Below are 17,610 nucleotides of genomic sequence, written 5' to 3' on the forward strand. Positions count from 1 at the left end.
ACGGAATTGGCGACGCCTTACCCTTGTGGGCATGCTCAACCGCATCGACCTGCGAGGTCGTGTCCCGTCACCCGCCGAACTGCGCGCCGCGCTGCCGCGCGCCGAGGTCGACGTGGACGCGGTGCTGCATCACGTCCGGCCGCTCGTGGACGACGTGCGCGAACGGGGCGTGGAGGCCGTGCTGGAGCACGGCGAGAAGTTCGACAAGGTGCGCCCGGCGTCGATCCGCGTGCCCGCCGCCGAGCTGGAGCGCGCGCTGTCCGAGCTGGACCCGGCCGTGCGCGCGGCGCTGGAGGAGTCCATCGCGCGCACCCGCAAGGTGCACGCCGACCAGCGCCGGGTCGACACGACCACCCAGGTCGTGCCCGGCGGCACGGTCACCGAGCGCTGGGTGCCGGTGTCCCGGGTCGGCCTGTACGCGCCCGGCGGCCTGGCCGTCTACCCGTCCACCGTGGTCATGAACGTGGTGCCGGCGCAGATCGCGGGCGTCGAGTCGCTGGTGGTGTGCTCGCCGCCGCAGGCGGAGTTCGGCGGCCTGCCGCACCCGACGATCATGGCCGCCGCCGCGCTGCTCGGCGTCACGGAGGTGTGGGCCGTGGGCGGCGCGCTCGCCGTCGCGCTGCTGGCGTACGGCGGCACGGACACCGACGGCCGGCTCCTGGAGCCGGCGGACCTGGTGACCGGGCCCGGCAACATCTACCTGACCGCCGCCAAGCGGCTGCTGCGCGGCCTGATCGGCATCGACGCCGAGGCCGGGCCGACCGAGATCCTGATCCTGGCCGACGACACGGCCGACCCGGTGCACGTGGCCGCCGACCTGATCAGCCAGGCCGAGCACGACACGCTGGCCGCGAGCGTGCTGGTGACGACCTCGACGGAGCTGGCGGACGCGGTGGACGCCGAGCTGGCGCGGCAGGTCGACGCGACCAAGCACCGCGAGCGCGTGCGGACGGCGCTGGCCGGCAGGCAGTCCGGCACCGTGCTGGTGTCGAGCCTGGACGAGGGGCTGCGGGTGGCGGACACCTACGCCGCCGAGCACCTGGAGATCCAGACGGCCGACGCGCGGGAGGTCGCCGCCCGCGTGCGCGCGGCCGGCGCGATCTTCGTGGGCGCGCACTCGCCGGTGTCGCTGGGCGACTACTGCGCGGGCTCCAACCACGTGCTGCCCACCGCCGGGTGCGCGCGGCACTCGTCGGGGCTGTCGGTGCAGACGTTCCTGCGCGGCATCCACGTCGTCGACTACAGCGAGGACGCGTTGCGCGAGGTGTCGTCGCACGTCGTGGCGCTGGCGAACGCCGAGGACCTGCCCGCGCACGGCCAAGCCGTGACGGCGAGGTTCCGCGGATGAGGCCCATCGGATCCCGGGTCGAGCTGGTCGACCTGCCCCTGCGGGAGGACCTGCGCGGGCGTACGCCGTACGGCGCGCCTCAGCTGGACGTGCCCGTCCGGCTGAACACGAACGAGAACCCGTACCCGCCCACGCCCGCCCTGGTGCAGGACGTGGTGCGCGAGGTGGCGGCCATCGCGGGCGAGCTGCACCGCTACCCGGACCGGGACGCGGTGGCGTTGCGCGAGGACCTGGCCGCCTACCTCGCCTCGTCCACGGGCGTGCCGCTGACCTCGGCGAACCTGTGGGCGGCGAACGGGTCGAACGAGGTGCTCCAGCAGATCCTGCAGGCGTTCGGCGGGCCGGGCCGCTCGGCGCTGGGCTTCGAGCCGTCGTACTCGATGCACCCGATCATCGCCGCGGGCACCCGCACGGAGTGGGCGCCGACGCCCCGCCGCGCAGACTTCTCGCTGGACGTGGAGCGCGCGGCCGAGATCGTCGCCGAGCGCGCTCCGGACGTGGTGTTCGTGACCAGCCCGAACAACCCGACGGGGCAGAGCCTGCCGGTGGACGACCTGCGCGTGCTGATCGAGGCGTCGCCCGGCATGGTCGTGGTGGACGAGGCGTACGCGGAGTTCTCGTCGCGGCAGAGCGCGGTCGTGCTGCTGGACGACTACCCGGCGAAGCTGATCGTCAGCCGGACCATGAGCAAGGCGTTCGCGTTCGCCGGCGGCCGGCTGGGCTACCTCGCCGCCGCGCCCGCCGTGGTGGACGCGTTGCAGCTCGTGCGGCTGCCGTACCACCTGTCGGCGCTGACGCAGGCGGCGGCGCGGGCGTCGTTGCGGCACGCGTCGGAGACGCTCGGCTCGGTGGCGAAGCTGGCGGCCGAGCGCGACCGGGTGGTGGACTCGCTGGCCGGTCTCGGGTTCTCGGTGGTGCCGAGCGACGCGAACTTCGTGCTGTTCGGGTGGTTCGACGACGCGCACGCCACGTGGCGGTCGTACTTGGAACGCGGTGTGCTGATCAGGGACGTCGGCATCGCCGGACATCTGCGGGTGACGGTCGGCACTCCGGAGGAGAACGACGCGTTCCTCGCGGCGAGCAAGGAGGTTGACCGGTGAGCCGGGTCGGCAAGGTGGAGCGGACCACCAGGGAATCGTCGGTGTACGTCGAGGTGGACCTCGACGGCACCGGGCAGGTCGAGATCGGCACCGGGGTGCCGTTCTACGACCACATGCTCACCGCGCTGGGCGTGCACGGGTCGTTGGACCTGGTCGTCCGGGCGACCGGTGACGTGGAGATCGACGCGCACCACACCGTGGAGGACGTGGCGATCGTGCTCGGGCAGGCGTTGCGGGAGGCGTTGGGCGACAAGGCGGGCATCCGCCGGTTCGGCGACGCGTGGATCCCGATGGACGAGACGCTGGCGCACGCGGCGGTGGACGTGTCCGGGCGGCCGTACTGCGTGCACGTGGGCGAGCCGGAGCAGTTCAACACCTTCACGATCGGCGGCAACTACCCGTTCGTGCTGAACCGGCACGTGTTCGACTCGCTGGCGTTCCACGCGGGGATCGCGCTGCACGTGCGGGTGGAGTACGGGCGCGACCCGCACCACATCGCCGAGGCGCAGTTCAAGGCGATCGCGCGGGCGCTGCGCGCGGCCGTCGAGCCGGATCCGCGGGTGGGCGGCGTGCCGTCGACCAAGGGCGTCCTGTAGATGCCGAAGGAATACGTGGTCATCGGCCTGATCGCGCTGGCCGGTTTCCTGGGCGGCGGTGTCTACAGCACCTGGAAGACGGCCCGCGGCCTGGCGATCGTCCTGCTGGTCCTGACCGTCGTCGCCGTGGGCGCCGCCGTCGCCTGGCTCCTGTAGCCCCGAACGCGGAACCCGGCCGACCTGAGCGTTCGACACCCGCGCGTGTCGAATGCTCAGGTCCCGCGTGTCGAACCTTCAGGTCCGGGGTGTCCTGCGTTCGGAACAGCCGGGTCGAACGTTCGGGGCGGCGGACGCCGGCGGTTTGGCTGTCTGCGTATGGTTGGTCACATGTCGTCACCGGCCGAGGCCGCCACCACCGCCGGTCGCCCTCGGGAGCGGGCCGACGCGGCCCGCAACAGGGCCAGGGTGCTCGCCGCCGCGGAAGGCGTGTTCGCCGCCGCGGGCGGGGCGGTCGGCGTGACGATGGAGGACATCGCGCGGGCCGCGGGCGTGGGCCGGGCGACGCTCTACCGGCGCTACCCGGACACGACGTCGATCGCGCAGGCGCTGCTGGACGAGCACGAGTCCGACATCCAGGACCGCATCCTCACCGGTCCGCCGCCGCTGGGACCGGGCGCGTCCCCCGACGAACGGCTGGCCGCGTTCTACCGGGCCATGGTCGGGCTGCTCGAACGGCACCTGCACCTGGTGCTCGGCGCGGAGACGGGCGGTGCGCGGTTCCGGGCGGGCGCCTACGGCTTCTGGCGGCGGCACGTCGCCTCGCTGGTGGACGGCGCGCCGGCGGCCGTGGTGGACGCCTTGATGGCGCCGTTGGCCCCCGAGGTCTACCAGTACCAAAGACAGGTGCGCGGCCTCGGCCCGGACGAGGTGGTCGCGGGCCTCGACTGGCTCACGAGACGTGTTCTCGCAGGTAGTTAGGCGGCACGGCGGCCGCCAGCCACACGCCGTTGGCGCTGACCCGGAACTCGTGGCCGTCGGCGGCCATGGCCGCGGCGTCGACCACCAGCACCACCGGCTTGCCCCGGCGCGACCCGACCCGGACGGCCGTCTCCACGCTCGCGGACAGGTGCACGTCGTGCCGCGCCATCGGCCGCAGCCCCTCGCGGAAGATGTCGGGCAGGAACCTGCCGACGGTCCCGTGGTACAGCTCGGCGGGCGGCTCGGTCACCGGCAGGTCCAACGACACCTCCACGGTGTGGCCCTGGCTGGCCCGGATGCGCCCGTCCTCGATCGCGAACCGCTGCTTGTCGTTGTCCGCCACCACCTCCAGCACCTGCGCCCGGCTCACGCCCAGGGCGCGCACGAGGTCGTCGAGGTCGACCCACCCGGCGGCGTCGAGCGTCAACCCGACCCTTCCCGGGTCGTGGCGCAGCACCTTCGCCATCCGCTTCGACAAGCGGACCATCTGCTTCTTCTCTTGCACGACCTCCAGTGCAGCACGCGGCACAACCGGATTTCAGGTGCCACCTTCGAGGGCGGGCTTGAGCTTGGGCGCGCCGGGCCCGTCGGCGGCCTGCTCGTCGTCGAGGTTGTGCAGGGAGCAGCTGCGCAGCGACAGGCACCCGCACCCGATGCACGACGTCAGCCGGTCGCGCAGCCGCCGCAACGCGTCGATCCGGGCGTCCAGCTCCACCTGCCAGCTCGCCGACAGCCTGCTCCAGTCGGTCTTGGTCGGCGTGCGGTTCTCCGGCAGGGTCGCCAACGCGTCGTGCACGTCCTCCAGCGACAGTCCGACCCGCTGCGCGGTGCGGATGAACGCCAGCCGCCTCAGCACGTGGCGCGGGTACCGGCGCTGGTTGCCCGCCGTGCGCTCGGAGGTGATCAACCCTCTTTCCTCGTAGAACCTCAGCGCGGTGTGCGGCACCCCGCTGCGTTCGGCCACTTGGCCGATGGTCAACATCTCCGGCAACTTGCTCACGTGCCCATCCTAGGTCTTGACCTCGACCTAAGTCGAAGTTGTTTCGTGGGTTCATGGCAGTCAAGGACAAGCCGGGCTTCGCGGAGATCCCCGCGTTGTTCCGGCGGATGACAGGGGACGAGAAGCACGAGTGGGCGGCGGCGTCCACGCTGGACGTGCTGTGGGTGCTCTACGACCGGGTGCTGGACGTCGCGCCGGACCGGGTGGACGACCCGGACCGCGACCGGTTCCTGCTCTCCAAGGGGCACGGTCCGATGGCGTACTACGCCGTGCTGGCCGCGAAGGGCTACCTCGATCCGTCCACTCTGGACGATTGGACCGCGTGGGACTCGCCGTTGGGTCAGCACCCGGACCGCGTGCTGGTCAACGGTGTCGAGATCAGCAGCGGCTCGCTCGGGCACGGCCTGCCGATCGCCGTCGGCACCGCGCTCGGGCTGCGCGCCCAGGGCCGGGCCGCGCGGACGTTCGTGCTGGTCGGGGACGCGGAGCTGGACGAGGGCAGCAACCACGAGGCGATCGCGCTGGCCGGCCGGCTCGGCCTGGACCGGCTCGTCACCGTCGTGGTGGACAACGCCTCCGGCACGCACGGCTGGCCCGGCGGGGTGGCGAAGCGGTTCGAGGTCGAGGGGTGGCAGACGTCCACTGTGGATGGACGGGACCACGAGGCGCTGCACGGGGCGTTCACGCAGGAGCACCCCGGCCGTCCGCTGGTCGTGGTGGCGGAGATCGGCAAGGGGGAGCGGTGACGACGTCGATGCGCCAGGTGTTCGTGGACACCGTCGAGGACGTGATGCGGCACGACCCGCGGGTCGCGGTCGTGCTGGCGGAGATCTCGCGGGACGCGTTCGCGCCGCACGAGCGGGTGATCAACGTCGGCATCCGCGAGCAGGCCATGGTCGGCGTGGGCGCGGGGCTGGCGCTGAGCGGGCTGCGGCCGGTCGTGCACACCTACGCGCCGTTCCTGGTCGAGCGGCCGTTCGAGCAGATCAAGCTGGACTTCGGCCACCAGGACCTGGGTGGCGTGCTGGTCAGCATCGGCGGCTCCTACGACGACCCGGTGTGGGGCCGCACGCACCAGGCGCCCGGTGACGTGGCGCTGTTCGGCACCCTGCCCGGCTGGACGGTGCGCGTGCCCGGCCACCCGGACGAGGTGGGTCCGATCGTGCGGGACGCGCTGGCGCGCGACGACCGGGTCTACATCCGGCTCTCCCTGCGCGAGAACAGCGCGCCGCACCCGGTGGTCGAGGGGTTCACCGAGGTCCGGCGCGGCGGGCAGGGCGTGGTGGTGGCGGTCGGGCCGATGCTCGACACCGTGCTGGCGGCCACCCGGGACGCGGACGTGACGGTGCTCTACGCGACCACCGTGCGGCCGTTCGACGCGGCCGGGCTGCAGGCGGCGGTGCGCCGGGCCGACCGCGCGGACGTGCTGCTGGTCGAGCCGTACCTGGAGGGCACGTCGGCGCACCTGGCGGCCGAGGCGCTGGCGGACGTGCCGCACCGGCTGCGGTCGCTCGGCGTGCGGCGCGACTCCGAGCTGCGCGCCTACGGCACGGCCGAGGACCACGATTCGGCGCACGACCTCGACGTGCTCGGCGTCGCCGCGGCCGTGCGTCGGATGTTCGGGCACCCGGCCGCTGCGGCATGATCTCTGCCTGTGAGCGCGCCGAGAACCCTGATCTGGACACCCGCGCCGACCGCGGAGCTGCAGCTGAACCTGCACCGCGCCGCCGCGGGGCCCGCGGCACTGGTCCCGGTGGCGTCCGGGACGGTGCTGCTGCCGCGCAGGCAGATCGGGTTCCCGGCGGCGTTCCGGCTGGCCGAGCAGGTCAGGGAGACCGGCGCGGCGGCGCTGCTGCTGCGCTGGTCTCCCACCGCCGAGGTGTGGACCGACGGCGAGCAGGCAGGCTCCACGGGCTCGGCCCGCCGCCTGGTCGGCCTGCTGCGCTGGTGGCGGCTCGACGCCCGACCGCGGCCCGCCGACCTGCCCGCCGACGTCGCCGAGGTGCGCGCGCTGGTGGACGAGGGCCGCGCCGACACGTGGGTGACCGCGCTGCCGGACCGCGCCGGCCTGCCGATCAACACGGTCCTGCCGGTGGTCCCGGTGACGCAGGGCGGGTTGGCCTGACGGGTCGTGGCGGACCGCACGCTCCCGGTGCGCGGCGTGGCGACTACGCTGGATGGGTGCCCAAGGTCGTTGTGCTGGACTACGGATTCGGCAACATCCGCTCCGCCGAGCGCGCCCTCCAGCGCGTCGGCGCCGACGTGGAGGTGTCGTCCGACCACCGGGCCGCGCTCGACGCGGACGGCCTGGTGGTGCCCGGCGTCGGCGCGTTCGCCGCGTGCATGGCCGGGCTGGACGCGATCAAGGGCGGCCGGCTCATCGGGCAGCGGCTCGCGGGCGGGCGTCCCGTGCTCGGCATCTGCGTCGGCATGCAGATCCTGTTCGAACGGGGCATCGAGCACGGCGTGCTCACCGAGGGCTGCGGCGAGTGGCCGGGCACGGTGGAGCGGCTGGAGGCCCCGGTCGTGCCCCACATGGGCTGGAACACCGTCCGCACCCCCGAGGACACCGAGCTGTTCGCCGGCCTCGACCAGGACACCCGGTACTACTTCGTGCACTCCTACGGCGTGCGCAAGTGGGAGCTGCCCGAGTCCGGGCCGCTCCGCGCGCCGCTGGTGACGTGGGCCGAGCACGGCGGCGACGAGTTCGTCGCGGCGGTGGAGAACGGTCCGCTGTGGGCGACCCAGTTCCACCCGGAGAAGTCCGGCGACGCGGGCGCGCACCTGCTGGAGAACTGGCTCAAGAGCTTCAACTAGGCTGAACGCGTGACTTTCACGCTGCTCCCGGCTGTTGACGTGGCCGATGGCCTGGCCGTTCGGCTCGTGCAGGGCGAGGCCGGCACCGAGACCAACTACGGCGACCCGCTGGACGCCGCGCTCGCCTGGCAGCGCGACGGCGCCGAGTGGGTGCACCTGGTCGACCTCGACGCCGCGTTCGGCCGCGGCAGCAACCGCGAGCTGCTGGCCCGCGTGGTCGGCGAGCTGGACGTCCAGGTCGAGCTGTCCGGCGGCATCCGCGACGACGCGTCGCTGGCCGCCGCGCTCGCGACCGGCTGCGCGCGGGTGAACCTGGGCACGGCCGCGCTGGAGGACCCGGTGTGGTGCGCGAAGGTCGTCGCCGAGCACGGCGAGAAGATCGCGGTCGGCCTCGACGTGCGGATCACCGAGCAGGGCCACCGGGTGGCCGCGCGCGGCTGGACGAAGGACGGCGGCGACCTGTGGGAGGTGCTGGAGCGGCTGGACCGCGACGGCTGCGCCCGCTACGTGGTCACCGACGTCGGCAAGGACGGCACGCTCCAGGGCCCGAACGTGGACCTGCTGCGCGAGGTGTGCGCGCGCACCGACGCGCCGGTCATCGCCTCGGGCGGTGTGTCCAGTGTGGACGACCTGGTCGCGCTGGCGGCGCTGTCGCGCGACGGCGTCGAGGGCGCGATCGTGGGCAAGGCGCTCTACGCGGGCGCGTTCACGCTCCCGGAGGCGCTGGCCGCCGTGCGCGGTTGATCGCCTCGTCGATCTCGCGGACGATGTAGGCCTCCGCGGCTTCCTCGGTGACGCCCGTGCGTTCGAGGGCCTTGGCCGCGGCGCCTTCCTTCTCGGCGAGCAGGCCGAGCAGCAGGTGCTCGGTGCCGACGAACGCGTGGCCCTGGCGCAGCGACGCCCGCACGGCCAGCTCCAGCGCCTTCTTGCAGTGCGTGGTGAACGGCTGCGGCTCGGGCCGCTGCCGCACCGCGCCGTCCAGCTCGTGGAGCACCGCCATCCGCGTGGTGCCCTCCGAGGCCTCCAGCTTGGCGATGGTCTTGGCGGCCAGGCCGCCGGACTCGTCGAGCAGGCCGAGCAGGATGTGCTCGGTGCCGATGCGCTCGCTGAACCGGGCGTGGTGGCGGGCCAGCACCACGACCCGCCGGGCCCGGTCGGTGTAGCGGTCGAAGCTCGGCTTCAGGTCCGGCGACTCCTTGGGCACGAACCGCTTCTGCGCGGCCTGCTTGGTGACGCCGAGGCTCTCGCCGATCTCGGCCCAGCTCGCGCCCGCGCGCCGCGCCTCGTCCACGAAGTGCCCGATGAGGTGATCGCCCAGCTCGTCGAGCTGGCCGCTCAGCTCCACGGCGGCGGCCAGTCTGCCCAGCACGTCGGTGTGCTCCGACGCGACGGTGACGATCAGGTCCGTGAGCTGGACCGGGGGAGCTACCACCCGTCAACTGTAGGTTGACGCAGCGCGACGGGTCAACTCCGGGTTGACGCTACGCGGGCGTGATCTCGATGCCGATCGTGCCGTCGCGGCCGCGGCGGATCCGGCTGCCGAGCAGGGTGAGCCTGCCCATCACGCCGTACTTCTTCGCGATGAGGGACCGCACGCGGTCGCTGCCGGGGCCGTCGAGCAGCCGCGCGGTGGCCGGGACCTGCTCGCCGGTCGGCTGACCCCGGAAGTCGCACGGTCCGACGCGCACGTCGCCGCTGCGGCGGATGCGCTTGACCTTGCCCGCGTCGGCGGCGGACCACACGTACAGCGCGCCGTCGGCGCCGGCCGCCCAGACGGGTGTCGGCACGGCGGTGCCGTCCTTGCGGAAGGTGGTCAACAAGAGGTACTTGCCGGCAGCGAGGTCCATGACCGGCAACGTTAGCCGCGAAATGCGGAAGAGCCCCGCTCCCACGAGGGGAACGGGGCTCTTCACGAGCAACGCCAGGTCAGATGACCGTCACGTTCGTCGCCTGGGGGCCCTTGGCGCCCTGGCCGACATCGAAGCTCACCCGCTGGTTCTCTTCCAGGCTGCGGTAGCCGCCGCTCTGGATCTCCGAGTAGTGCACGAACACGTCCGCGCCGCCATCCTCGGGGGAGATGAAGCCGAAGCCCTTCTCCGAGTTGAACCACTTCACGGTGCCCTGCGCCATCTTTGTACTCCTCATACAGCTACCAACGGGGCGAACGCACCCGCTGGGGCCGGTCCAAACGCTGACCCTGAGGAATCACACGCTCAAACAATGTTTCGCGAGCGTGGATGACACGAACACAAAACTTGCGACCTCCACAAGTGAACCACACTTTTCCCGCCGCGTCGCCCACCAGCGGCCGTGAATCCCACGTTCAGGTGTCGTGCGTCCCACGTTTGGGACCCGCGTGTCCCGCGTCCGGGTCGCGCGTGTCCTGCGTCCGGAACACCCGAGTCGAGCGCTCCGGCACCGGAAGTCGGCCGCTCAGGGCGTCCACGTAGGCTTTTGGCCATGTCAGTCGCGGTGCGCGTGATCCCCTGCCTGGACGTCGACCGGGGCAGGGTCGTGAAGGGTGTGAACTTCACCAACCTCGTCGACGCGGGCGACCCGGTCGAGCTGGCGCGGGCCTACGACGCGGAGGGCGCGGACGAGCTGACGTTCCTCGACGTGACGGCGTCCTCCAGCGACCGCGAGACCACCTTCGACGTGGTCCGCCGCACGGCGGAGCAGGTGTTCATCCCGCTCACGGTGGGCGGCGGCGTGCGCGCCGCGGACGACGTGGACAAGCTGCTGCGGGCGGGCGCGGACAAGGTGAGCGTGAACACGGCCGCGATCGCCCGGCCCGAGCTGCTCGGCGAGCTCTCCCGCCGGTTCGGCGCCCAGTGCATCGTGCTGTCGGTGGACGCGCGGCGCGTGCCCGAGGGCGAGCCGCCCACCCCGTCCGGGTTCGAGGTCACCACGCACGGCGGCCGCAAGGGCACCGGCATCGACGCGGTCGAGTGGGCCGCGCGGGGCCAGGAGCTGGGCGTCGGCGAGATCCTGCTGAACTCGATGGACGCCGACGGCACCAAGGCCGGGTTCGACCTGGAGCTGATCCGGCTCACCCGCGCGGTGGTCGACGTGCCGTTGATCGCCAGCGGCGGCGCGGGCGCGGTGGAGCACTTCCCGCCGGCCGTGGCCGAGGGCGCGGACGCGGTGCTCGCGGCCAGCGTGTTCCACTTCGGCACGCTGCGCATCGGCGACGTGAAGCAGAGCCTGCGCGACGCGGGCGTGGTGGTGCGCTGATGCCGAACCCGCGCAACGCGCCCGTCGAGGTGTTCCTCGCGACCCTGATCGGCGCGGCCGGCGGCCTGGCGTTCGTGCTCATGGGCCTGGTCCAGTGGCAGGTCGAGAACGACTCGAGCTGGGTCAGGTTCCCGGTGATCGTCGCCGTGCTGGAGCTGCTCGCGGTCGGCGGCCTGGTGGCGGGCCTGCGCCCGGCCCGGCTGACGGCGGCGCTCGTCTTCGGCCTGGTCGCGCTGATCCACCTGCTCGCGGTGCTCAACCAGGGGCCGGTGTGGCTCCGCGTGCTCTCCGGCCTGCTGTCCGCGGCCCACGTCTTCGGCGTGGTCATGCTCAACACCAAGCCCGCCCGGATCCACTTCTTCGGAGGACAGCGTTGACCAGCGCGCTCGACCCGTCCATCGCCTCACGGCTCAAGCGCACCGCCGACGGCCTGGTGTGCGCCGTGGCGCAGCGGCGCGGCACCGGGGAGGTGCTGATGGTGGCGTGGATGGACGACGAGGCCCTGCACCGCACGCTCACCACCCGCCGCGCCACGTACTACTCGCGCAGCCGGCAGCAGCTGTGGGTGAAGGGCGAGACGTCCGGGCACGCGCAGCACGTGCACGAGGTGCGGCTGGACTGCGACGGCGACACGGTGCTGCTGGTCGTGGACCAGGTGGGCGCCGCCTGCCACACCGGTGACGCGACGTGCTTCGACGCCACCGTGCTGCTCGGCCCCGAGGGCTGACCGCTCAGCCGATGTCCCCGGTCAGGTAGCGCTGGAGGTTGGGCGCGATGGCCTTGACCATCGTCTCCACGTCCGCCGAGGCGATCGGCTCGAACCTGAGCACGTACCGCACCATGCCCATGCCGAAGATCTGGCTGGCCACCAGCGTCGCGCGCAGCTCGCCGTCCGGCACGTCGAGGTGCGCGACGACCCGCTTGAGCAGGGTGCCCACGAAGAAGGCGCGCAGCACGTCGGCCACCTGGTCGTGCGACGTCACGCTGCGCACCATCGCGGCGAACTGGCCGCCGCCGATGGGGTCCCAGATGCCGAGGAAGTTGCGCACGATCCGCTCGCCGATCTCCTCGTCCGGGCCGTCGAGGATGCGGTCGACCAGCGCGTGGATGTCGACCGGCACCTGGAGCACGGCCTTGGCGAACAGGGCTTCCTTGCCGCCGAACCAGTGGTTGACCATGGCCGCGTCCACACCGGCCCGCGCCGCGATGGACCGGACGGTGGCGCCCTCGTAGCCGCGTTCGACGAAGATCTCGCGCGCGGCGGCCAGCAGCGCGGCCTTGGTGTCCTCGCCGCCCGCCCGTCGACCGCGGCGCTTGGGTTCGGTTTGGTTCGAGCCGGTGTTCACGCCATCATCATGCGGTAAGCCCCACCGTTTTTCAACGTGCGTTGAAATAGGGCCCGGCCGAACATCCGTATAGGCGCAACCGGCACAATGTCGCCCATGGTGAGCGTCATCGGTGCAGGTGCGGGTCTGGGCGAGGTCAGCCCGACGCGCGAGGAGTTCCGCGAGCTCGCCGCCCAGCGGCGGGTCATCCCGGTGGTGCGGCGGCTGCTGGCGGACGCGGAGACGCCCGTCGGGCTGTACCGCAAGCTCGCGGCGGACCGACCGGGCACGTTCCTGTTCGAGTCGGCCGAGAACGGCCGCTCCTGGTCGCGCTGGTCGTTCGTCGGCGCGCGCAGCGCGGGGGCGTTGACCGCGACCGGCGGCGAGGCGTTCTGGCTCGGGCCGCACCCCGTCGGCCTGCCCGAGGGCGGCGACCCGCTGGTGGCGCTGCGCGAGACCATCGAGGTGCTGCGCACCGACCCGCTGCCCGGCCTGCCGCCGCTGACCGGCGGGATGGTCGGCTACATCGGCTACGACGCCGTGCGGCGGCTGGAGCGGCTGCCGTCGCTGGCCGAGGACGACCTGAAGGTGCCGGAGCTGGTGATGCTGCTGGCCACCGACCTGGCCGCGCTGGACCACCACGAGGGCACCGTCACGCTCATCGCCAACGCCATCAACTGGGACGACTCGCCGGAACGCGTCGACGCGGCCTACGACGACGCGGTGGCCAGGCTCGACGCGATGACCCAGGACCTGCAGAGCCCCGCGCCGCCCACCGCCGCGGTGTTCGCCCGGCCCAAGCCGGAGTTCGTGCGCCGCCGCTCCCAGCAGGAGCACTACGCGGTCGTGGAGAAGGCCAAGGAGGCCATCCGGGCCGGTGAGGCGTTCCAGGTCGTGCTGTCGCAGCGGTTCGAGATGCGCACCACCGCCGACCCGCTCGACATCTACCGCGTGCTGCGCACGTCCAACCCGAGCCCGTACATGTACCTGCTGCGGCTGGACGACTTCGACATCGTCGGGTGCAGCCCGGAGTCGTTGGTGACGGTGCGCGACGGCAAGGCCACCACTCACCCGATCGCGGGCACCCGGTGGAGGGGCGTCGACGACGAGGAAGACGCCCTGCTGGAGAAGGACCTGCTGGCCGACCACAAGGAACGCGCCGAGCACCTGATGCTGGTCGACCTGGGCCGCAACGACCTGGGCCGGGTGTGCAAGCCCGGCTCGGTGACCGTGGTCGACTTCTTCAAGGTCGAGCGGTACAGCCACGTCATGCACATCGTGTCCACGGTGACCGGCGAGCTCGCGGAGGGCCGGACGGCGTTCGACGCGGTCGCGGCGTGCTTCCCGGCGGGCACCCTGTCCGGCGCGCCCAAGCCGCGCGCGATGGAGCTGATCGAGGAGCTGGAACCCACCCGCCGCGGCCTGTACGGCGGTGTCGTCGGCTACCTGGACTTCGCCGGCGACGCGGACACCGCCATCGCCATCCGCACCGCCCTGGTGCGCGACGGCGTGGCGTACGTGCAGGCGGGCGGCGGCATCGTGGCCGACTCGGACCCGGTCGCCGAGGACAACGAGTGCCTGAACAAGGCAGGCGCCGTGCTCTCGGCGATCGCGACCGCGCAGACCATGGCCCCGGCGGTGGACCCGGCCCGTGTCTGAGCGGTCCGCGGCCCGGCGTCCACTGTGGATCGTGGTGGCGCTCCTGCTGCTCGCCGCGGTGGCGTTGTGGGGCGCCTCCGCCCTGTCCTGGGACGCTTCGGCGGACCGAAGGGGCGGCGACGTCGTGCCCGCGCTGACCCCGTTGGCGCTGCTGTGCCTGGCCGCGATCGCCGCCGTGGTGGCGTTGAGCGGCTGGGTGCGGCGCGTGCTCGGCGTCGTGGTGCTGCTGGCGGGCGCGGCGGCGGCGTTCCAAGGAGTGGACGCCGAGGGGCCGGTGACCGGTCGCGGTCTCGTGCTGCTCGGCGCGGCGCTCGCGGTCGCGGCGGGAGTGCTGCTCGTCGTGCGCGGTTCGGCCATGCCCCGCTTGGGCGGCGGCTACCAGACGCCCGGCGCGGCCAAGCGGACCACCGACCCCGAGCGGGAGCTGTGGAACGCGCTGGAGCGCGGCGACGATCCCACGGACCGGGACTGACCTCGTGCTGACGGCCGGCTGACGCGCCGGCTCCGCACGTTTGCGCACGTCGGCTCGCAAGGGCCCTGGTCAACTGCGCGAACGGGCCTACCCCGGTGGCCGGACGGGGTTCGCTGCGGGGTTAGCATCCTCGTGGCGGGAAGGGGAGCATGACGTGCGGGAGCTTGCGACTGAACCGGAAGGTCTGACGGAGTCGAGCGAGGTGCGCGGATGACCGTGCTCGAGTCGATCATCGAAGGCGTCCGCGAGGACCTCGCCGAGCGCGAGGCGGCACTGCCCTTCGACGTGCTCAGGGAGAAGGCGACGAAGGTGCCGCCGCCGCAGGACGTGATGTCGATCCTGCGCGGACCGGGCGTCGGCGTGATCGCCGAGGTCAAGCGGCGCAGCCCGTCCAAGGGGCAGCTGGCCGACATCCCGGAGCCCGCGGAACTCGCCGCGCAGTACGAGCTCGGCGGCGCGCGGGCGATCAGCGTGCTGACCGAGGGCCGCCGGTTCGGCGGGTCGCTGGCGGACTTCGACGCGGTGCGCGCGGCGGTGGGCGTCCCCCTGTTGCGCAAGGACTTCATCGTCAGCCCGTACCAGGTGCACGAGGCGCGCCTGCACGGCGCGGACCTGGTGCTGCTGATCGTGGCGGCGCTGGAGCAGAACGCGCTGGTGTCGCTGCTCGACCGGGTGGAGTCGCTCGGCATGACGGCCCTGGTCGAGGTGCACACGGCCGAGGAGGCCGACCGCGCGCTGGAGGCGGGTGCGAGCGTCATCGGCGTGAACGCGCGCAACCTGCACACCCTGGAAGTGGACAAGGACGTGTTCGGGCGGATCGCGCCCGGCCTGCCCTTCGACACCATCAAGATCGCCGAGTCCGGCGTCACCGGACCGGGCGACCTGATGGCGTACGCGGGCGCGGGCGCCGACGCGGTGCTGGTCGGCGAGAGCCTGGTGACGAGCGGCGACCCCAAGGTCGCGGTGAACAAGCTGGTGACGGCGGGGTCGCACCCCGCCTGTCCCCGGCCGAGCCGGTAAGACCCGTAGGAGGAGAGCGCATGGCGCGCGGCCAGTTGGCTCCGACACCCCACGACCCGGATGAGCGGGGCCACTTCGGGCCGTGGGGCGGCCGGTTCATGCCGGAAGCGCTCATCGCCGCGGTGGACGAGCTCGCCGCCTTCTACGAGAAGGCGCGGGTCGACCCCGAGTTCCTCGACGAGTTCGCGCGCCTGCTGCGCGACTTCGCCGGACGGCCGTCGCTGCTCACGGAGGCGCCGAAGTTCGCCGCCCACGCGGGCGGCGCGCGGATCTTCCTCAAGCGCGAGGACCTCAACCACACCGGCTCGCACAAGATCAACAACGTGCTGGGCCAGGCGCTGCTGACCAAGCGGATGGGCAAGAAGCGGGTCATCGCCGAGACCGGCGCCGGCCAGCACGGCGTGGCCACGGCCACCGCCTGCGCCCTGATGGGCCTGGACTGCGTCGTCTACATGGGCGAGGTCGACACCGAGCGGCAGGCGCTCAACGTGGCCCGGATGCGGCTGCTCGGCGCGAAGGTCGTCCCGGTGAAGACCGGCTCGCGCACGTTGAAGGACGCCATCAACGAGGCGCTGCGCGACTGGGTCGCCAACGTCGACGACACGCACTACCTGCTCGGCACGGCCGCCGGGCCGCACCCGTTCCCGGTGCTCGTGCGCGACTTCCACCGGATCATCGGCATCGAGGCGCGCGAGCAGATCCTGGACAAGGCGGGCCGGCTGCCCGACGTGGTGGCCGCGTGCGTCGGCGGCGGGTCCAACGCCATCGGCATCTTCCACGGCTTCATCGACGACCCGTCCGTGCGGCTGGTCGGCCTGGAGCCCGGCGGCGACGGCATCGAGACCGCCCGGCACGGCGCGACGTTGACCGCGGGCACGCCCGGGTCGCTGCACGGGGCCATGTCGTACGTGCTGCAGGACGAAGACGGGCAGATCGCCGAGGCGCACTCCATCTCGGCCGGTCTGGACTACCCCGGCGTCGGCCCCGAGCACGCGTTCCTGAAGGACAGCGGGCGGGCCGAGTACCGGCCGGTGACCGACGCCCAGGCGATGGAGGCGTTCGCGCTGCTGTCGCGGGAGGAGGGCATCATCCCGGCGGTCGAGTCGGCGCACGCCCTGGCCGGCGCGCTGGTGCTCGGCCGCGAGCTGGGGCCGGACGGGCTGATCCTGGTCAACCTGTCCGGGCGCGGCGACAAGGACATGGACACCGCGATCAAGTGGTTCGGGCTGGGGGTGGAGTCGTGAGCAGGCTTGATCCGGTTTTCTCGGCTTGTCGGGCGGAGTCGCGGGCGGCCCTGATCGGGTACCTGCCCGCCGGGTACCCCACGCTCGAGGGCTCGAAGGACGTGCTGCGGACGATGGTGTCGTCCGGGTGCGACCTGGTGGAGGTCGGTCTGCCGTTCTCCGATCCCGTGATGGACGGCGTCACCATCCAACGTGCGGCCGAGCAGGCGTTGCGCGGCGGGTTCCGGGTGCGTGACCTGTTCGGCGTGGTCGAGTCGGTGGCGGCGGCCGGTGGGCGTGCGGTCGTGATGACGTACTGGAACCCGGTGCTGGCCTACGGGGTGGACCGGTTCGCCCGCGACCTGGCGTCGGCAGGCGGGCTCGGCGTCATCACGCCCGACCTCGTGCCGGACGAGGGCGCTTCGTGGATCGAGGCGACGGACGCCCACGACCTGGACCGGATCTTCCTGGTGGCGCCGTCGTCCACGGAGGAGCGGATCTCGCTGACGGCGCGGTCGTCGCGCGGGTTCTTGTACGCGACGTCCGTGATGGGCGTGACGGGTGCGCGCGACGTGGTGTCGTCGGCGGCTCCGGCGCTGGTCAAGCGGGTGCGTGAGCACACGGACATGCCGATCGGGGTCGGGTTGGGCGTGCGCAACGGCGCTCAGGCGGCGGAGCTGGCGGCGTTCGCGGACGGGGTCATCGTGGGCTCGGCGTTCGTGTCGGCCGTGCAGGACGACACCGTGGCGGCGTTGACCGAGGAGTTGGCCGGCGGGGTGCGCCAAGCGGCAGCGGCCGTCTAGCACGCACGTTCGAGTGAACTAATCCATTCGGCGTCTTTTGGGCGTCGGAATTGTCAGTGCGCGTCGGCATCCTGGGCTCGTGATCAAGCTCATCC

The 17,610-nt window shown here is 72.5% G+C and carries 24 protein-coding genes; 18 read left to right on the forward strand and 6 right to left on the reverse strand.

What is annotated here, in order from left to right; genetic code table 11:
• The first annotated feature begins 31 nt into the window (after positions 1 to 31).
• The 5 genes from hisD (at position 32) to ABTZ99_RS01940 (ending at position 3,962) form a co-directional block, all read left to right on the forward strand.
• Positions 32 to 1,348, forward strand: a complete 1,317-nt coding sequence (gene hisD / locus ABTZ99_RS01920) for a histidinol dehydrogenase (RefSeq protein ID WP_498784411.1) — start codon at positions 32 to 34, stop codon at positions 1,346 to 1,348.
• Complete coding sequence (locus ABTZ99_RS01925) at positions 1,345 to 2,448, forward strand: histidinol-phosphate transaminase (protein ID WP_498784409.1); 1,104 nt, start codon at positions 1,345 to 1,347, stop codon at positions 2,446 to 2,448. The genes hisD and ABTZ99_RS01925 overlap by 4 nt, the downstream gene beginning before the upstream one ends.
• Complete coding sequence (gene hisB, locus ABTZ99_RS01930; RefSeq protein ID WP_230567160.1) at positions 2,445 to 3,044, forward strand: imidazoleglycerol-phosphate dehydratase HisB; 600 nt, start codon at positions 2,445 to 2,447, stop codon at positions 3,042 to 3,044. The genes ABTZ99_RS01925 and hisB overlap by 4 nt, the downstream gene beginning before the upstream one ends.
• Positions 3,045 to 3,200 (forward strand): CG2302 family histidine operon protein, encoded by a 156-nt coding sequence (locus tag ABTZ99_RS01935; RefSeq protein WP_498784407.1) that lies wholly within the window; start codon positions 3,045 to 3,047, stop codon positions 3,198 to 3,200.
• 171 nt (positions 3,201 to 3,371) lie between these two features.
• Positions 3,372 to 3,962 (forward strand): TetR/AcrR family transcriptional regulator, encoded by a 591-nt coding sequence (locus ABTZ99_RS01940; RefSeq protein ID WP_498784405.1) that lies wholly within the window; start codon positions 3,372 to 3,374, stop codon positions 3,960 to 3,962.
• Here ABTZ99_RS01940 and ABTZ99_RS01945 read toward each other — a convergent pair.
• Positions 3,934 to 4,449, reverse strand: a complete 516-nt coding sequence (locus ABTZ99_RS01945; RefSeq protein ID WP_498784421.1) for an RNA 2'-phosphotransferase — start codon at positions 4,447 to 4,449, stop codon at positions 3,934 to 3,936. The two genes, ABTZ99_RS01940 and ABTZ99_RS01945, sit on opposite strands and share 29 nt — an antisense overlap.
• Before the next feature lie 51 nt (positions 4,450 to 4,500).
• A complete protein-coding gene (soxR, locus tag ABTZ99_RS01950; protein ID WP_498784419.1) occupies positions 4,501 to 4,944 on the reverse strand; it encodes a redox-sensitive transcriptional activator SoxR in 444 nt (147 codons plus the stop codon).
• 71 nt (positions 4,945 to 5,015) lie between these two features.
• Between soxR and ABTZ99_RS01955 the strand changes: the two genes are divergently transcribed.
• Genes ABTZ99_RS01955 through priA form a run of 5 tightly spaced genes read left to right on the forward strand, consistent with a single transcriptional unit; the run spans position 5,016 to position 8,523 of the window.
• Positions 5,016 to 5,708 carry a thiamine pyrophosphate-binding protein gene (locus ABTZ99_RS01955; protein ID WP_498784403.1) on the forward strand — a complete coding sequence of 231 codons (693 nt, stop codon included), beginning with the start codon at positions 5,016 to 5,018 and terminating at the stop codon, positions 5,706 to 5,708.
• Between the two features lie 8 nt (positions 5,709 to 5,716).
• Positions 5,717 to 6,607, forward strand: coding sequence for a transketolase family protein (locus tag ABTZ99_RS01960; protein WP_499607639.1), 891 nt, complete (start codon positions 5,717 to 5,719; stop codon positions 6,605 to 6,607).
• 9 nt (positions 6,608 to 6,616) lie between these two features.
• The gene (locus ABTZ99_RS01965; protein WP_499607401.1) at positions 6,617 to 7,087 is read left to right on the forward strand and encodes a hypothetical protein; all 471 of its coding nucleotides are present in this window, start codon (positions 6,617 to 6,619) and stop codon (positions 7,085 to 7,087) included.
• A gap of 56 nt (positions 7,088 to 7,143) precedes the next feature.
• A complete protein-coding gene (gene hisH, locus ABTZ99_RS01970; RefSeq protein ID WP_498784399.1) occupies positions 7,144 to 7,779 on the forward strand; it encodes an imidazole glycerol phosphate synthase subunit HisH in 636 nt (211 codons plus the stop codon).
• A gap of 9 nt (positions 7,780 to 7,788) precedes the next feature.
• Positions 7,789 to 8,523: a bifunctional 1-(5-phosphoribosyl)-5-((5-phosphoribosylamino)methylideneamino)imidazole-4-carboxamide isomerase/phosphoribosylanthranilate isomerase PriA gene (gene priA / locus ABTZ99_RS01975; protein ID WP_498784398.1), complete on the forward strand. Its 735-nt coding sequence runs from the start codon at positions 7,789 to 7,791 to the stop codon at positions 8,521 to 8,523.
• Here the strand turns inward: priA and ABTZ99_RS01980 are convergent.
• The 3 genes from ABTZ99_RS01980 to ABTZ99_RS01990 all read right to left on the reverse strand — a co-directional run bounded on the left by ABTZ99_RS01980 (position 8,486) and on the right by ABTZ99_RS01990 (position 9,909).
• On the reverse strand, positions 8,486 to 9,211 hold the full coding sequence (locus ABTZ99_RS01980) for a Clp protease N-terminal domain-containing protein (protein WP_498784397.1): 726 nt from the start codon (positions 9,209 to 9,211) through the stop codon (positions 8,486 to 8,488). The two genes, priA and ABTZ99_RS01980, sit on opposite strands and share 38 nt — an antisense overlap.
• Positions 9,212 to 9,260: 49 nt before the next feature.
• The gene (locus ABTZ99_RS01985; protein ID WP_498784396.1) at positions 9,261 to 9,626 is read right to left on the reverse strand and encodes a PPOX class F420-dependent oxidoreductase; all 366 of its coding nucleotides are present in this window, start codon (positions 9,624 to 9,626) and stop codon (positions 9,261 to 9,263) included.
• Between the two features lie 79 nt (positions 9,627 to 9,705).
• Positions 9,706 to 9,909, reverse strand: coding sequence for a cold-shock protein (locus ABTZ99_RS01990; RefSeq protein WP_033437808.1), 204 nt, complete (start codon positions 9,907 to 9,909; stop codon positions 9,706 to 9,708).
• A 330-nt stretch (positions 9,910 to 10,239) separates the two neighbouring features.
• Between ABTZ99_RS01990 and hisF the strand changes: the two genes are divergently transcribed.
• Genes hisF through hisI form a run of 3 tightly spaced genes read left to right on the forward strand, consistent with a single transcriptional unit; the run spans position 10,240 to position 11,740 of the window.
• Positions 10,240 to 11,013 carry an imidazole glycerol phosphate synthase subunit HisF gene (gene hisF / locus ABTZ99_RS01995; RefSeq protein ID WP_498784395.1) on the forward strand — a complete coding sequence of 258 codons (774 nt, stop codon included), beginning with the start codon at positions 10,240 to 10,242 and terminating at the stop codon, positions 11,011 to 11,013.
• On the forward strand, positions 11,013 to 11,390 hold the full coding sequence (locus tag ABTZ99_RS02000) for a hypothetical protein (RefSeq protein WP_498784394.1): 378 nt from the start codon (positions 11,013 to 11,015) through the stop codon (positions 11,388 to 11,390). The genes hisF and ABTZ99_RS02000 overlap by 1 nt, the downstream gene beginning before the upstream one ends.
• Positions 11,387 to 11,740: a phosphoribosyl-AMP cyclohydrolase gene (gene hisI / locus ABTZ99_RS02005; protein WP_498784393.1), complete on the forward strand. Its 354-nt coding sequence runs from the start codon at positions 11,387 to 11,389 to the stop codon at positions 11,738 to 11,740. Before ABTZ99_RS02000 ends, hisI begins: the two co-directional genes overlap by 4 nt.
• Before the next feature lie 4 nt (positions 11,741 to 11,744).
• Here hisI and ABTZ99_RS02010 read toward each other — a convergent pair whose 3' ends face one another.
• Positions 11,745 to 12,359, reverse strand: coding sequence for a TetR/AcrR family transcriptional regulator (locus tag ABTZ99_RS02010; protein ID WP_498784392.1), 615 nt, complete (start codon positions 12,357 to 12,359; stop codon positions 11,745 to 11,747).
• A 96-nt stretch (positions 12,360 to 12,455) separates the two neighbouring features.
• Here ABTZ99_RS02010 and ABTZ99_RS02015 point away from each other — a divergent pair, with 96 nt between their 5' ends.
• From ABTZ99_RS02015 to trpA, 5 genes are all read left to right on the forward strand, one after another.
• Positions 12,456 to 13,997, forward strand: a complete 1,542-nt coding sequence (locus tag ABTZ99_RS02015; RefSeq protein ID WP_498784391.1) for an anthranilate synthase component I — start codon at positions 12,456 to 12,458, stop codon at positions 13,995 to 13,997.
• A complete protein-coding gene (locus ABTZ99_RS02020; RefSeq protein ID WP_499607411.1) occupies positions 13,990 to 14,469 on the forward strand; it encodes a Trp biosynthesis-associated membrane protein in 480 nt (159 codons plus the stop codon). Before ABTZ99_RS02015 ends, ABTZ99_RS02020 begins: the two co-directional genes overlap by 8 nt.
• A gap of 210 nt (positions 14,470 to 14,679) precedes the next feature.
• Positions 14,680 to 15,489 (forward strand): indole-3-glycerol phosphate synthase TrpC, encoded by an 810-nt coding sequence (gene trpC, locus ABTZ99_RS02025; RefSeq protein WP_498784389.1) that lies wholly within the window; start codon positions 14,680 to 14,682, stop codon positions 15,487 to 15,489.
• A gap of 20 nt (positions 15,490 to 15,509) precedes the next feature.
• Positions 15,510 to 16,733 carry a tryptophan synthase subunit beta gene (gene trpB / locus ABTZ99_RS02030; protein WP_498784388.1) on the forward strand — a complete coding sequence of 408 codons (1,224 nt, stop codon included), beginning with the start codon at positions 15,510 to 15,512 and terminating at the stop codon, positions 16,731 to 16,733.
• Positions 16,730 to 17,515 carry a tryptophan synthase subunit alpha gene (trpA, locus tag ABTZ99_RS02035; protein WP_499607415.1) on the forward strand — a complete coding sequence of 262 codons (786 nt, stop codon included), beginning with the start codon at positions 16,730 to 16,732 and terminating at the stop codon, positions 17,513 to 17,515. The genes trpB and trpA overlap by 4 nt, the downstream gene beginning before the upstream one ends.
• The last annotated feature ends 95 nt before the right edge of the window (positions 17,516 to 17,610 follow it).

The organism is Actinosynnema sp. NPDC002837, assembly GCF_040295345.1.
Classification (GTDB): domain Bacteria; phylum Actinomycetota; class Actinomycetes; order Mycobacteriales; family Pseudonocardiaceae; genus Actinosynnema.